A 13,484-nucleotide genomic window follows, 5' to 3' on the forward strand; every position below is an offset into this window, starting at 1 on the left:
ATCGGTGTATGAAGCGCGGTGAAATGCCCTCAAGGCTCACCGCGATGGTCCGGCTTGTCGGGGCGGACCTTCGATGCGCGGCGGCCTGGCGGCCTTCCACCGCGCGAGAGGGGCAGGTACCGGGGAACACGACAGCGCCTGCCGTTCGTCCGAACGCATCCAGTCCGAACGGTTCCGCCACTTTCCATGACGCTTCAGTAGAAGCTCTGCGGGTCGATATCGACACCCAGACGCAGGTTACTGGGCAGCTTGAACTGCGCGATCCACCGCGCGAGTGCTGCCTGCAACGGCGCATCCTTGCGCGCCTTGACCAGCAGGCGCACCCTATGGCGGCCCCGGATCCGGGCGATCGGCGCGGGCGCCGGCCCGTAGAGTTGCGCCCCGATCTGGCGCAGCGGCCCATCTTGCCGCGCCATCTCGCCGCCCAGGTCGAACACCTGCGCAATGTCCGGCGACGACAGGATGATGCCGGCCATCCTGCCATAGGGCGGCACGCCGGCCGCGTGCCGTTCCGCCGCTTCTGCGCGCCAGAAGCCCTCCTCGTCGCCCGACAGGATCGCGCGGATCACCGGGTGTTCCGGCTGGTAGGTTTGCAGCATCGCCACCCCCTGCCGCTCCGCCGTGCGCCCGGCCCGGCCCGCCACCTGCCGCACCAGTTGAAACGTACGCTCCGCCGCGCGCAGATCCGAGCCCTGCAACCCGAGGTCCGCGTCGATCACCCCCACGAGGGTCAGGAGCGGAAAGTTGTGCCCCTTGGCAACGAGCTGCGTGCCGATGACGATATCGGCGCCGCCCGCGGCGATTTCCTCGATCCGCGCCTTCAGCGCCCGCGCCGAGCCGAACAGGTCCGACGACAGCACCGCAAGCCGCGCCTCGGGGAATAGCCCGACCACCTCCTCGGCCAGCCGTTCGACACCCGGCCCGACCGGCGCCAGCCGTCCCTCCACCTCGCAGGAAGGGCACGCTTTCGGCAGCGGCTTCGTCTCGCCGCACTGGTGGCAGACCAGCCGCTTCTGGAACCGGTGCTCCACCATGCGCGCATCGCAGTGATCGCAGCCGATCTGATGGCCGCAGGCCCGGCAGATCGTCACCGGGGCATAGCCCCGCCGGTTGAGGAAGAGGAGCGCCTGTTCACCGGCCGCGATCCGTGCCTCCACCGCCGCCGCCAGCCGCGGCGAAATCCACCGGCCTGCCGGGAGCTTGTCTGCCCGCATGTCGATCGCCTGCATGTCCGGCAGTTCCGCCGCGCCAAAACGGCTCCCCAGCTCCAGACGCGCGTATTTCCCGGCCTCGGCATTGGCCCAGCTTTCCAGCGAGGGCGTGGCCGACGCGAGGACGACCTGCGCGGAGCAGAGCGACGCCCGCATCACGGCCATGTCCCGGGCATTGTAGAGGACGCCGTCCTCCTGCTTGTAGGACGTGTCATGCTCCTCGTCGACGACGATCAGGCCCAGGTCGCGGAAGGGAATGAAGAGCGCCGACCGCGCACCGACAACCAGCTGTGCCCCGCCCGTTGCGACCATCTTCCACGTGCGGCGCCGCTCGGTCATTGTCACCCCGGAATGCCACTCGGCGGGCCGGGCGCCGAACCGGGCCTCGACGCGGGCAAGAAACTCCCCGGTCAGCGCGATCTCGGGCAACAGTACCAGCGCTTGCCGTCCCTGCGCGAGGCACTCTGCCACCGCCTCCAGATAGACCTCGGTCTTGCCCGACCCGGTCACGCCCTTGAGCAGCGTCGTACCGTATCCGCCATCGCGCACGCCCTGCCGAAGCGATGTCGCGGCATCCGCCTGCGCCTCGCTCAGAACGACCCCGGTCCTCTCCGGGTCGAGCCGCGGAAAGGGCGTGTCGCGCGGGGTCGCCTCTTCCACGACCGTGCCCTGTTTCACCAGCCCCTTGATGACCGAATTGCTCACGCCGGCCTGCGCCGACAATTCCATCATCGTGAAAGCCAGACCGCCGTATTCGTCGAGCACGTCGAGGACCCGGCGCCGGGCGTCCGTCATCCGATCGGGCTGCGCCTCGCCGCGCCGGTAGATCGTCCGCATCGACGGAGGGTCGCTGAGCCCAGGCGCACGGGTCGCCAGGCGCAGCATCGCGGACATCGGCGTAAGCGTGTAATCGGCCACTTTGCCGAGGAAGGTCTGCATCTCCGCACGCATCGGCGGCACGTCCAGTACCCGCTCCGCCGCGCGCAGACGGGCGGCATCGAATCCCCCCTGCCCGGGCCCCCAGACCACGCCGAGCACCTTGCGCGGTCCCAGCGGCACTTCCAGGAAGCTCCCCGTCGCGCAGCCGGTCTCCGGGGCGGCGTAGTCGAGCAGCCGGTCGAGCGGTTGAGTCGTCAGGACCGCGACCGGGGTTCCGGGTGCGAATTCCGGTCCCATTTCCATATTCCTCAGCTCCCGGATACCGTACAGCGCAAATCGCCGCCGGGTTCCCCATTTCCGCCGGGCGGATCGCCAGCCACAATGGTCCGACCGAGGTACCGCACATGTTGTTCAAAGGGCAAGACTGGGCGCGGCTCTGTCGCGATTACAGGGAACGTCATGGCCTCAAGCAAGAGGCAATGGCGCAGGATTTCAACGTCGATCAATCGAGCGTCAGCCGCTGGGAACGCGGTCTGCGCGAGCCATCGTTGCGCGTCAAACAGGCGATCCTGAACGACATGGTCGATGCAGGGGAGGCCGAACCCGACCTCTCGGTGCAGTTGTTGCTGGAGCATAGCGGCTCGGCTGTGGCGATCTGGGACCGGCGCGGTGTGCTGCGCGGCTGCTCGCCACGCTTTGCACGCGAGTTGGCGCATGTTCTGGGCCACTCCGACGCGCGGGCATCTCTCGTTGGGCGCCACGCAACCGATCTGCTGCAAGGAAATGAAATCGTTGACCGCTGTCTACGGGTTCTCGATGAACGCGAGTTTTTCACGGGGTCGGTGCTGGCCGCCGTCTTCAGCTTTCCGCCCTTTCTGCAGCCTCGCCGTCAGGACAAGGGCGGCTTGATCACCGCCTCGACCTTCCCGATCCAGCTTTCCAATGGCGAACTGGCCATGCTGTCCGTGCTTGATCACGACGTCTTCGGAGAAGCGCCGGAGCGGCCCGACGCGCTGATGGTCTCCTGGGTCAACCGCCGCGACGGCCATTCCGAGACGGCCTGGGAAGAGGTCTGAGCGCGCCGGGGGCTTGGCGGAATGCCGCCGGTGCAAGGCACGGCCCGGAAATCGCCAGAATCCGAGCGCATTTCCGCCAATTTTCTTTAAATAACGACCTGATTTCATGTCATAAATTGGCATACCGCCGGCGGTGGCCGGCCCCTCTATCCCTGCATAGCAATGGGGCCACCAACCACTCACCGACAACAGGACACCCACATGTCAGACATTATCGGAACCATCCTTGGAGATATCCTCAAGGGCAGCACGGTCGCGGATACGATCGAAGGTCTCGCAGGCAGCGACTCGATCACTGCCGGCACCGGCGACGATATCGTGAGTGCCGGCGACGGCGATGACGTTGTGAGCGGCAATGGCGGCAACGACATTCTCGACGGCGGTGCCGGCAATGACACGCTCAACGGAAACGATGGCGACGATACCATCGACGGTGGCGATGGCGACGATACGATCTCGGGCGGCACCGGCACCGACACGATCTCCGGTGGCACCGGCGCCGACGATTTGCACGGCAACGGCGGCAATGACGAAATCGACGGCGGTGCCGGCAATGATCAGATCTCCGGCGACGACGGCGAGGACCTGATCTTCGCGGGCGCCGGCGACGACAGCGTCTCGGGTGGCCGCAACGACGACACGATCTATGGCGAAGCCGGGGCAGACACCCTGCACGGCAATGGTGGCGCCGACGTCGTCGATGGCGGAGCCGGGAACGACACGCTCTTCGGCGACAACGGCAACGACACGCTCAACGGTGGCGACGGCGACGATATCCTCAAGGGCGGGCGCAACGCAGACGTACTGGAAGGCGGCGCCGGCGACGATGCGCTCTACGGTGCCGGCGGAGACGACACACTGCTTGCTTTCAGCTGGGCTGGCGAGCCGGTTCCCGATCAGGATGCGACAGGGCAGGTCAATGCAGGCGAGCCGGTATCCGATGCGGACACGCTGACTGGCGGCAGCGGCGGCGACACGTTCGAATTCCGCTGGCTGATCGACGCGAAGGACGAGATCATCGCCAAGCACACCGACGCCAACGGCGATATCGACTACTCGATGAACGGTGTTGCCGGCGAAAACGGCAACGTCCACGACCATTGGGTCGAGTCGATCGGCGTGAAGACTGTCACGGACTACAACGCCAGCCAGGACACGCTTGTCTTCGAGGGCCACACGGTCCAGCTCGATACGCTGACGCTCGACGATGTGGACGGCGACGGCCAGCTCGACTCGGTTCTCGACTTCGTGTCGAACCAGGGCGGCAACGGCGGCGCACATGACGGCGACTCGGTCGGCCGCGTGATTGTGTTGAACACGCAACTGGACGCGAACGACATCGACGTGGATGCCGGTGTTTTCTACGGCGTCGAAGAACCGTACTCCGCACTCGGCTAGGTGACGCCCTCCAAACCACTCACGACGTCACCTCGCGGGGGCCCGGTATTGTCCGGGTCCCCGCTCGATCTTGCGCGCCCGGTGGCAGATGTGATCGCCGGCCTGTGCGTGGCCGGGTTTACCACCGTGCGGCGCGATTCCCCCGGAACGGGGACATCGCCTAACCTGCGCGTGGGAAATCGTCGATCTTGCGGCCGTTGAACGCGACCGGGGTGAGAACCTCCGTCTTCAGCCCACGCTCCGCGAGCCAACGCCACATGAACATCTGATGCCGCATCCGAAGCGAAATCACGTTCAAGTCGGACGCCGGCTTGAAACCGGATGCCATGGCGCTTTCTGCGAGGCGGGTTGCAACCGCCTGCGCCTCGGCGTCGCCGGACAGGGGTTGCCGGATAACCGTTGCGGTCCGTCCCACGATCCCGGTCAGGATGAGCAGGTCGCCGTTGCGGTCAGCCCGGCACTCCCAGAAAAGCGCCGGCGACCGGTCCAGTCGGAAAAGTTGCAAGGGACACTCCCGGAAAAGGTTCACTCGTTACACGCGTGCTCGGACTAGCCGCCAATCCAAGACATTTCTGTGACACCGGGAGGACAAAACCGGGGGGCATCTCCGAAATGTGTGGCGAACGCGCCTCGAACCGGCACGCATCCCGCCGCGCCGCGCCGCCCGGTCTGGACCCGACGCCCGCCAAGCGTGCAGAAAACTGTCGGACATATTCCAAGGCCCGTGTAGACTTGCCGGGCAAAGTTGAAGCGAGCGGAACAGGCATGAACGACGTGGCGGTGGATTTGGACGAGTTGCGCGAAAAGATACTTTCCGAACCGGACGTTATTCTCGACGACCGCGACATCATGCGGGCGCTCATCGAGGCCAACGAGAAGGCGCTTGGCACCAATATCATCGACCTGCGCGGGATCGCGATGGAGCGGCTGGAAAGCCGGCTCGACCGGCTGGAAGACACGCACCGCTCGGTCATAGCCGCGGCCTACGACAACCTTGCCGGGACCAACCAGATCCACCGGGCCATTCTCGAGATGCTCGATCCCGTCACCTTCGAGGGCTTTCTCAAGGGACTTGGGAACGAGGTCGCCGCAATCCTGCGCGTCGACTGCATCCGGCTGGTCCTGGAATCGCCCTCCGGCGGCGAGGGCGAACCGGCGGTGCACAAGCTTGGCGATGTGCTGAGCGTCGTCGAGCCCGGCTTCATCGACACCTATGTCACCCAAGGGCGCGAAGGCGTTCCCATGCGCCAGGTCACGTTGCGGCAACTCCGTCCGAATTCTGACCGGCTCTATGGCGACGCGACGCGGTGGATCAATTCCGAGGCACTGCTGCGGCTCGACTTCGGCGAGGGCACCCAGCGCGGGATGCTGGCGCTCGGCGCCGAGGATCCCCACCAGTTCCGCCCCAACCAAGCGACCGATCTGCTCGGCTTCTTCGCCGGCGTCTTCGAACGGCAGATGCGGCGGTGGCTGGCCTGACGCTCCTCTCTCCCGGCCTCGTCGACGCAGTCGCCCGCTGGCTGGACCACCTGCGCGCCATAGATGGCACCGCGCCGGCCACGCAAATGGCCTACGCCCGTGACGTGCAAGGATTTCTTGCCTTCATGACCGGTCACATGGGCGAAAGCCTCGGCGAAGCTGCGCTGGCGCGGCTGACCGTGTCGGACATGCGGGCATGGCTGGCCCATGAACGCGGCCGCGGCGTGTCGGCGCGCTCGCTGGCGCGGGAACTCTCGGCGGTGAAGAATTTCGCCGGATGGATGGCGGAGCGCGATGGCTTCGACGCCACCGCGATCCTTGCGGCGCGCGCGCCGAAATACCGCCGGAAACTGCCGCGGCCACTGAGCGAAGATGCCGCGAAGGCCGTGCTCGGGGCGGTTGAGTTCCAATCCGACGAACCCTGGATCGCGGCCCGCGACGTGGCGGTCGTCACGCTGCTCTACGGCTGTGGCCTGCGCATATCCGAGGCGCTTGGCCTGACCGCCGCCGCGCATCCGCTGGACGAGGTGATACGGATCCGCGGCAAGGGGGAGAAGGAGCGGATCGTTCCGGTCCTGCCTGCCGCGCGGTCGGCGGTGGCCGACTACGTGGATCTTTGCCCCTACGATCTGCCCCCGGAAGAGGCATTGTTCCGGGGCAAGCGCGGCGGCGCGCTCAACCAGCGCATGATCGCCCGCGCCATGGAACGCACCCGCCTGCAACTCGGCCTGCCGGCCACGGCGACGCCGCACGCGCTGCGCCACAGCTTCGCAACCCACCTTCTGGGCGCCGGTGGCGACCTCCGGGCGATCCAGGAATTGCTCGGCCATGCCTCGCTGTCCACGACGCAGGCCTACACGGCCGTGGATGCCGCGCGGCTCATGGACGTCTACCGCTCCGCGCATCCGAAGGCCTGACCCCGGACCCGGCGGCGCGTGGCGACGATCGGCCGAAACATGTCGCGAAGCGCCCGCCCGGCGACGCGGAATGCGCCTCCGCCGTGCATTTTGGCGCAGAATTGTTCCGGCGAGCGTTCCATCCTGTCAGGAATGCTCTAAACTCGTCCCCTAACCCATCGAACCAGCGCAAGGACGGAAACGCCCCATGAAGCTCGAGCACCGTGCCTATTCGGTTCACCTGTTGACGGCGACCGGTGCTGTGCTGGCGATGCTCGCGCTGCTGGCGGCGGTGAACTACGACTGGCCGATGATGTTCCTCTGGCTCGTCGTCGCCTTCGCGGTGGACGGGATCGACGGGCCGCTGGCCCGGCGCTACGACGTCCAGAGCAACGCGCCGCGCGTCGACGGTGAGCTGCTTGACCTGATCATCGACTACCTGACCTATGTGTTCATCCCCGCCTTCGCGCTTTTCGCGTCCGGGATTCTGCCCGGATGGACGGGTTGGGCGGCACTTATCGTGATCACCTTCGCCACCGCGCTCTATTTCGCGGACACGCGCATGAAGACCTCGGACAAGTCGTTTTCCGGCTTTCCGGGATGCTGGAACATGGTCGTCCTCGTGATTTTCGCGGTTCAGCCGCCGGTCTGGGCGGTCCTGCCGGCGATCCTGCTGCTCGCGGCGGCGATGTTCTCCGGCATTCGGTTCATTCACCCGGTGCGCACCCGCCGGTGGCGGGCCGTCTCGGTGCCCATGGTGCTGATGTGGACGATCTGCGGCGCCTGGGCCGCCTGGGTGGCCTTCGATCCGCAGAGCTGGGCCAAGATCGGCCTGCTGGTCTCCAGCGCCTACCTGCTCCTCGCCGGCGCCGCGCAGCAGATCCTGCCCGACGAGCGCCTGCGCGACGCCTGACGCGTTCCAGGGCCCGGGCCGCGGCGCAACCGGGGCGCGGGTTTGGGGGGCTGTCTGCCCCCCGTCCGGGCCGCGCGCGGCCCGGCCTCCCCCCGAGGATATTTCCCGACAGAAGAAGAGGCGGGGCGCGGTCTATTCCGCGGCGGTGTCCCAGGCTGCGACCGGCGGGCAGGTACAGACGAGGTTCCGGTCGCCGTAGGCATTGTCGACGCGGCCCACCGGCGGCCAGTACTTGTCGACGCGGAAGGATCCCGGCGGGAAGCAGCCGCGTTCGCGCGGATAGGACCGTGTCCAGTCGGCGACGAGGTCCTCCACCGTGTGCGGGGCGTGCCGCAGCGGGCTGTCCTCCACCGCGATCTCGCCGGCCTCGACCTCCGCGATCTCGGCGCGGATCGAGAGCATGGCGTCCACGAAGCGGTCGAGTTCGGCCCTGGTCTCCGATTCCGTCGGCTCGACCATCAGCGTGCCAGCCACCGGCCAGGACATCGTGGGCGCGTGAAACCCGCTGTCCATGAGCCGTTTGGCGATGTCGTCGACGGTGACGCCGGCCTCCGCGAAGGGGCGTGTGTCGAGGATGCATTCATGGGCGATACGGTCCATCCTGCCCTTGAAGAGGACATCGTAGGCCCCGGACAGGCGCGCCGCGATGTAGTTGGCGCTGAGGATCGCGACCTTGGTGGCCTGCGTGAGACCGGCCCCGCCCATCAGCAGGCAATAGGCCCAGGAAATCGGCAGGATCGAGGCCGAGCCGTAGGGCGCGGCGGACACCGGCCCCTCGGTGCCGCCGGTTTCGGGATGGCCCGGCAGGAAGGGGGCGAGATGCGCCTTCACGCCGATCGGCCCCATGCCCGGCCCGCCGCCGCCATGGGGGATGCAGAAGGTCTTGTGCAGGTTGAGGTGGCTCACGTCCGAGCCGATCTCGGCCGGTTTCACCAGCCCCACCATGGCGTTGAGGTTCGCCCCGTCGAGATAGACCTGGCCGCCGTGTTCGTGGGTAATCGCGCAGACCTCGCGGACGGTGTCTTCGAACACCCCGTGGGTCGACGGATAGGTGATCATGCAGGCGGCGAGCCGGTCGCCGGCCGCAATCGCCTTGGTGCGGAAGTCCTCCAGGTCGATGTCGCCGTTCTCGGCCGACTTGACGACGACGACCTTCATGCCGGCCATCGTCGCGGAGGCCGGGTTCGTCCCGTGGGCGGAAACCGGGATCAGGCAGATGTCGCGCGCCTCGCCGTTGGCCCGGTGGTAGGCGGCGATGGTCATCAGCCCCGCGTATTCGCCCTGCGCGCCGGAATTGGGCTGCATCGACATGGCATCGTAGCCGGTGATCTCGCAGAGCTTCGCGGAGAGGTCCGCGAGCATCTCCGCATAGCCCGCCGCCTGATCGACCGGCGCGAAGGGGTGCATCTGGCCAAACTCCGGCCAGGTGATGGGCATCATTTCGACGGCCGCGTTGAGCTTCATAGTGCATGAGCCGAGCGGGATCATCGCCCGGTCCAGCGCCAGGTCGCGGTCGGCGAGGCGCCGCATGTAGCGCATCATTTCGGCCTCGGCGCGGTTCATCTGGAAGACCGGATGGGTGAGGTATTCGCTGTCGCGCAGCAGGTCCTCGGGCAGTTCCACACCCTCGGGCGCGCCGAATTCCTCGTTCACGCCAAAGGCGCGCCAGACCGCCTCGATCGTCCCGGGCACACAGGTCTCGTCGACCGAGATGCCGATCTTGGTCGCTCCGATCTTGCGCAGGTTGATCCCTTCGGCCGCGGCCGCGCGCAGGATCGCGCCCTGCAGCGGGCCGACATCGACCGTGATCGTGTCGAAGATCTTCCGGGGATGCACCGTGAAGTCGGCGAACCGCAGCCCTTCGGCCAGACGCACCGCCATGACATGCACGCGCTCGGCAATGGCGCGCAGCCCCCTGGGACCGTGAAAGACCGCGTAGAAGGAGGCCATCACCGCGAGCAACGCCTGCGCGGTGCAGACATTCGACGTCGCCTTCTCGCGGCGGATGTGCTGCTCCCGCGTCTGCAGGCTGAGGCGATAGGCCTTGTTGCCGCGCGCATCCACCGAGACGCCGACGATGCGGCCCGGCATCGCCCGTTTGAACGCATCGCGGCAGGACATGTAGGCCGCGTGCGGCCCTCCGTAGCCCATGGGCACGCCGAACCGCTGGGCGGACCCCACCGCAATGTCGGCCCCCATGGCCCCCGGTTCCTTCAGAAGCAGCAACGCCAGCAGATCGGCCGCCATGATGCCAACGGCTTTCGCCTCGTGCAGTGCCTCCATCTCCGGCGTGTAATCGCGCAGCTTTCCATCCGTGCCGGGATACTGGAAGAGCGCGCCGAACACCTTCTCCGCGACCAGGTCGTCCGCCGGCCCGGTGACGATCTCAATCCCCAGCGGCAGCGCGCGGGTCTTGATCACCGCGATGGTCTGCGGGTGGCAGTTGTGATCCACGAAGAAGGCCGTCGCCTTGGACTTCGCGACGCGCTGCGCCATCACCATCGCCTCGGCCGCGGCGGTGGATTCGTCCAGCAGCGAGGCATTGGCCACCTCGAGCCCCGTGAGATCGGAAATCATCGTCTGGAAGTTGAGCAGCGCCTCCAGCCGGCCCTGCGCGATCTCGGGCTGATAGGGGGTGTAGGCCGTGTACCAGGCCGGGTTTTCCAGGATGTTCCGCTGGATCGCCGGCGGCGTGACGGTGCCGTAGTAGCCCTGCCCGATCAGCGAATGCAGCACCCGGTTCTTGCCGGCCACCTCCCGCATCTTGACCAGCAGGTCGCCTTCGGCAAGCGGTGCCCAGAGAAGCGGGTCCGCCTGGCGGAGTCCGGACGGCACCGTCTGTTCGATGAGCTGATCCAGATTGTCCGCGCCCACCGCCTCCAGCATCGCCGCCATCTCCTCGGGCGACGGGCCGATATGGCGGCGATTGGCGAAATCGTAGGGATCGTAGGCGGTGGGTTGGAAGGGCAATTGAGATCTCCCGGTCTTTCAGGAACGCGCGCCGCAGGCAGGCCGGCGCACAGATGCGAAGGTGTTCGAAACCACGTCGGGTCGAGCGGCGAGCGCCGTGACGCGGGCGGGCGTGTGTCCGGTGACTGTCCCGACACGCCGCGCCGACAAGCCGCGGGCTTCGGCCGCCGCGCCGCCACGCTGCCGGCGGCGCTACGCGATGAGGTCCTTGTAGGCGGTCTCGTCCATGTATTCGTCAAGTTGCGCCGTGTCGTCGACCTTCACGCGGACGAACCAGGCACCGCCCTCGGCATCCTCATTGACCGATGCCGGGTTCTCCACGATCGCGTCGTTCACCTCCACGATCTCGCCGTCCAGCGGCGCCACGATGTCGGAGGCGGCCTTGACCGATTCGATCACGACGATGTCGTCACCCTTGGATATCTGCGTGCCCACTTCCGGCAATTCGATGAAGACGATGTCGCCCAGCTGCTCCTGGGCATGATCGGTGATGCCGACGGTCACGACATCGCCGTCGAGGTTCAACCATTCGTGGTCTTCTGTGTATTTCATCGCAGGTATGCTCCTCAGCGCTTGTAGGTTGCGGGGCGGAAGGGAAGGTCGGTGACGCGGGCGGGCAGGCGCTTGCCGCGCACCTCGGCCCAGATGCGCGTGTCCGCGGAGGCCAGTCGAACAGGCACGTATCCCATGGAAATCGGGTGGCCGACGCTCGGCCCGAAGGCACCGGAGGTGATCCGCCCGACGGGCGTCTCGGCGGACTCGCTCTCGAAGAGTTCCACGCCCTCGCGCATCGGCGCGCGGCCGTCCGGAACCAGCCCCACCCGGCGCCGGTCATCGGGATCAACGTCGGCGGCCGACAATTTCGGCCCGATGATCGCGTCCCCCGGGTACCCGCCGGACCGCGACCCGCTGGGCCGGCGGACTTTCTGGATCGCCCAGGTGAGCCCTGCCTGCACCGGGTCCGTCGTTGTGTCGATGTCATGCCCATAGAGGCAAAGTCCCGCCTCCAGCCGCAGGCTGTCGCGCGCGCCGAGCCCGATGGGCGCGACCTCCTCCATGGCCAGCAGCCTGCGCGCGAAGTCCTCCGCCGCGGCTTCCGGAACCGAGATTTCGAACCCGTCCTCGCCGGTGTAGCCCGACCGCGAGATCCAGAGCTCGCCAAAGTCGCTGGGCCGCACAGCGACCTCCATGAAGGCCATCTCGGCCACCGGCACGATCCGTCCCAGCGCCGCCTCGGCCGCCGGCCCCTGCAACGCGATCAGCGCCCGGTCGGTCACGGGCACGACCCTGCACAGCGCCGTGTTCCGCCGCAGCAGCTCGATATCGTCTTCCTTGCAGGCAGCGTTGACCACGAGAAACAGGTGGTCGCCCCGGTTCGCCACCATCAGGTCGTCGAGGATCCCGCCATCGCGGTGGGTGAAGAAGGCATAGCGCTGGCGCCCCTCCTCGATCCCGATCACCGATTGCGGCACCAGCGCTTCCAGCTCCACCGCCGCCTGCGCGCCATCGAGCAACACCTGCCCCATGTGGCTCACATCGAACAGCCCGGCCGCGGCGCGGGTATGCAAATGCTCCTTCATCACCCCCATCGGGTATTGCACGGGCATGTCGTACCCCGCGAAGGGCACCATCTTCGCGCCCAGTTCCAGGTGGAGTGCATGCAGCGGTGTTGTCTTCAGCTCGCTCACCAGGTCGTCCCTCTCTCCAGTCTCCGGCCGGCGGGGATCACCGTCGGCACCCGTTTCAGGCGGACCCCTGCCGCCAAACCGATGCCCCCTCTGTCCTGTCGCCTGAGATCGTTATCCCGTCGGCGGGGGCCGGATGGGCCCCTCTCTCCAGAGTCGCTCGCCCGCGCGGTCCTTTGAGCCTGAGAGTTTACCGGGGCGGTTGCTCCTTCGGCACCGGTCGCAGGGGACCGGGTTCTCCCGACGCGGGGTGTCTTTTTTTCGCATAGCGAATGCAATCGGTCCCGGCAAGCCTTGCCTTCCGGCGCCAGCGGCGCGACACCGGGCGCATGATGGATCGGCAGTTCTTCGGCTACGGATCGCTCGTGAACCGGGCAACGCACGGCTACCCCCGCACGCGGCCCGCGACGCTGCGCGGCTGGCAGCGGGTCTGGGTGCATACGACCCTGCGCCCGGCGGCCTTCCTGTCGGTCGAACCGGCCGACAGGGAAATCGACGGGCTGGTGGCCGAAGTCCCCGGCGCGGACTGGGAATCGCTGGACGCACGCGAAGGCGCCTATGACCGGCAGCCGGTGGAAGCGCGGCTGCAAACCTGCGGGAGCCCCACGCCGGCGCAGGTCTATTCCGTTCGTTCGCGGCACACCGCCCCGCCCGGCGTTCGGCACCCGCTGCGCCTGAGCTATGTCGACGTCGTGGTCCAGGGCTATCTGGAGGTCTTCGGCGAAGCCGGCGCGGAGCGGTTCTTCGAAACCACCTCCGGCTGGCGCGGGCCGGTCCACGACGACCGCGCCGCACCGATCTACACGCGGCATCAGGTACTGACCTCCTGGCAACGCGGCTTCGTCGACGCGCAGCTCGCCGCACGCGGCGCGACGCCGCTCGAGGGCCCCGCGCCGCAGGCGCGCCCGGCCCCAAGGGGGTGAGATGCGTCAGCGTCGATCCCCGAGGGGAAGCCCCGGTTCCGGCCGCGCGCCAGA

At 67.4% G+C, this 13,484-nt stretch carries 11 protein-coding genes and 2 riboswitches; of the genes, 6 read left to right on the top strand and 5 right to left on the bottom strand.

What is annotated here, in order from left to right; all coding sequences use genetic code 11:
- Window positions 1-194: 194 nt before the first annotated feature.
- Window positions 195-2,387 carry a primosomal protein N' gene (locus tag ARC39_RS10365; RefSeq protein ID WP_068114027.1) on the bottom strand — a complete coding sequence of 731 codons (2,193 nt, stop codon included), beginning with the start codon at window positions 2,385-2,387 and terminating at the stop codon, window positions 195-197.
- A 107-nt stretch (window positions 2,388-2,494) separates the two neighbouring features.
- Here ARC39_RS10365 and ARC39_RS10370 point away from each other — a divergent pair, with 107 nt between their 5' ends.
- On the top strand, window positions 2,495-3,166 hold the full coding sequence (locus tag ARC39_RS10370) for a helix-turn-helix domain-containing protein (protein WP_068114031.1): 672 nt from the start codon (window positions 2,495-2,497) through the stop codon (window positions 3,164-3,166).
- A gap of 201 nt (window positions 3,167-3,367) precedes the next feature.
- Window positions 3,368-4,564 (top strand): calcium-binding protein, encoded by a 1,197-nt coding sequence (locus tag ARC39_RS25845; RefSeq protein WP_068114035.1) that lies wholly within the window; start codon window positions 3,368-3,370, stop codon window positions 4,562-4,564.
- 160 nt (window positions 4,565-4,724) lie between these two features.
- On the opposite strand, the gene ARC39_RS10380 is transcribed toward ARC39_RS25845, so the two are convergent.
- On the bottom strand, window positions 4,725-5,069 hold the full coding sequence (locus ARC39_RS10380; RefSeq protein WP_068114037.1) for a hypothetical protein: 345 nt from the start codon (window positions 5,067-5,069) through the stop codon (window positions 4,725-4,727).
- Between the two features lie 260 nt (window positions 5,070-5,329).
- Here ARC39_RS10380 and ARC39_RS10385 point away from each other — a divergent pair, with 260 nt between their 5' ends.
- The 3 genes from ARC39_RS10385 (at window position 5,330) to ARC39_RS10395 (ending at window position 7,852) form a co-directional block, all read left to right on the top strand.
- Entirely contained in the window at window positions 5,330-6,043 is a 714-nt protein-coding gene (locus tag ARC39_RS10385) for a DUF484 family protein (RefSeq protein WP_068114040.1), read from the top strand.
- Window positions 6,040-6,960 carry a tyrosine recombinase XerC gene (locus ARC39_RS10390; RefSeq protein WP_068114459.1) on the top strand — a complete coding sequence of 307 codons (921 nt, stop codon included), beginning with the start codon at window positions 6,040-6,042 and terminating at the stop codon, window positions 6,958-6,960. Before ARC39_RS10385 ends, ARC39_RS10390 begins: the two co-directional genes overlap by 4 nt.
- A 187-nt stretch (window positions 6,961-7,147) precedes the next feature.
- Complete coding sequence (locus ARC39_RS10395) at window positions 7,148-7,852, top strand: CDP-alcohol phosphatidyltransferase family protein (RefSeq protein WP_068114043.1); 705 nt, start codon at window positions 7,148-7,150, stop codon at window positions 7,850-7,852.
- A gap of 132 nt (window positions 7,853-7,984) precedes the next feature.
- Here the strand turns inward: ARC39_RS10395 and gcvP are convergent, their stop codons facing one another.
- From gcvP to gcvT, 3 genes are all read right to left on the bottom strand, one after another.
- Window positions 7,985-10,822 (bottom strand): aminomethyl-transferring glycine dehydrogenase, encoded by a 2,838-nt coding sequence (gene gcvP / locus ARC39_RS10400; RefSeq protein WP_068114046.1) that lies wholly within the window; start codon window positions 10,820-10,822, stop codon window positions 7,985-7,987.
- Between the two features lie 192 nt (window positions 10,823-11,014).
- Complete coding sequence (gcvH, locus tag ARC39_RS10405) at window positions 11,015-11,374, bottom strand: glycine cleavage system protein GcvH (RefSeq protein WP_068114050.1); 360 nt, start codon at window positions 11,372-11,374, stop codon at window positions 11,015-11,017.
- A gap of 14 nt (window positions 11,375-11,388) precedes the next feature.
- Entirely contained in the window at window positions 11,389-12,510 is a 1,122-nt protein-coding gene (gene gcvT, locus ARC39_RS10410) for a glycine cleavage system aminomethyltransferase GcvT (RefSeq protein WP_068114054.1), read from the bottom strand.
- A gap of 82 nt (window positions 12,511-12,592) precedes the next feature.
- A riboswitch (glycine riboswitch) is annotated at window positions 12,593-12,666 on the bottom strand.
- Window positions 12,667-12,761: riboswitch (glycine riboswitch) on the bottom strand.
- Window positions 12,762-12,779: 18 nt separating this feature from the next.
- Here gcvT and ARC39_RS10415 point away from each other — a divergent pair.
- Entirely contained in the window at window positions 12,780-13,430 is a 651-nt protein-coding gene (locus ARC39_RS10415; RefSeq protein ID WP_236545227.1) for a gamma-glutamylcyclotransferase family protein, read from the top strand.
- The last annotated feature ends 54 nt before the right edge of the window (window positions 13,431-13,484 follow it).

Origin of the sequence: Tropicimonas marinistellae, from assembly GCF_001509585.1 — a bacterium.
Taxonomy (GTDB): domain Bacteria; phylum Pseudomonadota; class Alphaproteobacteria; order Rhodobacterales; family Rhodobacteraceae; genus Tropicimonas; species Tropicimonas marinistellae.